Raw genomic sequence first — 1383 nt, forward strand, 5'->3', positions numbered from 1 at the left:
TTAACGCTGACGGCAAGACCTGGAACGTGGACGTTCCTGGCTCTGAGCTGGCCCAAGATTCGAACGTACACGCCAAGGTTGAGACCGAAGACGCTGCAGGTAACCCTGCTTCGGCTGAAGCTGACCGTGGCTACGGTGTGGATACCGACCTGCCCGAAGCTTCGATCACCATCGACACCATTGCTGGCGACGACGTGATCAACAAGGCTGAGTCCGAGTCTGACGTGACCATCACTGGTACGGTTGGCAAGGATGTGAAGGCCGGTGATACCGTGACCGTGACGGTCAACGGTAAGGACTACACGACCACCGTTAACGCTGACGGCAAGACCTGGAACGTGGATGTTCCTGGTTCCGAGTTGGCTGCTGATTCGAACGTACATGCCAAGGTTGAGACCGAAGACGCTGCGGGCAACCCAGCGAGCGCTGAAGCCGACCGTGGCTACGGTGTCGATACCGACCTGCCCGAAGCTTCGATCACGATCGACACCATTGCCGGTGACGACGTGATCAACAAGGCCGAGTCCGAGTCTGACGTGACCATCACTGGTACGGTTGGCAAGGATGTGAAGGCCGGTGATACCGTGACCGTGACGGTCAACGGTAAGGACTACACGGCCACCGTGAACGCTGACGGCAAGACCTGGAACGTAGACGTTCCTGGTACCGAACTGGCCCAGGACAGCAATGTTCACGCCAAGGTGGAAACGGAAGACGCTGCGGGCAACCCAGCGAGCGCTGAAGCTGACCGCGGCTACGGTGTGGATACCGATCTGCCCGAAGCTTCGATTACCATCGACACCATTGCGGGTGACGACGTGATCAACAAGGCCGAGTCCGAGTCTGACGTGACCATCACTGGTACGGTTGGCAAGGATGTGAAGGCTGGCGACACTGTCACTGTGACCGTGAACGGTAAGGATTACACCACCACCGTTAACGCTGACGGCAAGACCTGGAACGTGGACGTTCCTGGCTCCGAGTTGGCTGCTGATTCGAACGTACATGCCAAGGTGGAAACGGAAGACGCCGCCGGTAACCCCGCTTCGGCTGAAGCTGACCGCGGCTACGGTGTCGATACCGACCTGCCAGAAGCTTCGATTACCATCGACACCATTGCCGGTGACGACGTGATCAACAAGGCCGAGTCCGAGTCCGACGTGACCATCACTGGTACGGTTGGCAAGGATGTGAAGGCTGGCGACACTGTCACTGTGACCGTGAACGGCAAGGATTACACCACCACGGTTAATACCGATGGCAAGACCTGGAACGTGAATGTTCCTGGCTCCGAGTTGGCTGCTGATTCGAACGTACATGCCAAGGTTGAGACTGAAGACGCTGCTGGTAATCCCGCTTCGGCTGAAGCCGACCGTGGCTACG

Annotated in this window: 1 protein-coding gene; it reads left to right on the forward strand. The window is 58.1% G+C overall.

What is annotated here, in order from left to right; all coding sequences use genetic code 11:
- Positions 1 to 1383 (forward strand): Ig-like domain-containing protein (locus OSH04_RS19650; RefSeq protein WP_266109103.1); only part of this gene is annotated, 1383 nt, incomplete at both ends.

The organism is Alcaligenes nematophilus (genome assembly GCF_026344155.1).
Classification (GTDB): Bacteria; Pseudomonadota; Gammaproteobacteria; order Burkholderiales; family Burkholderiaceae_B; genus Alcaligenes; species Alcaligenes phenolicus.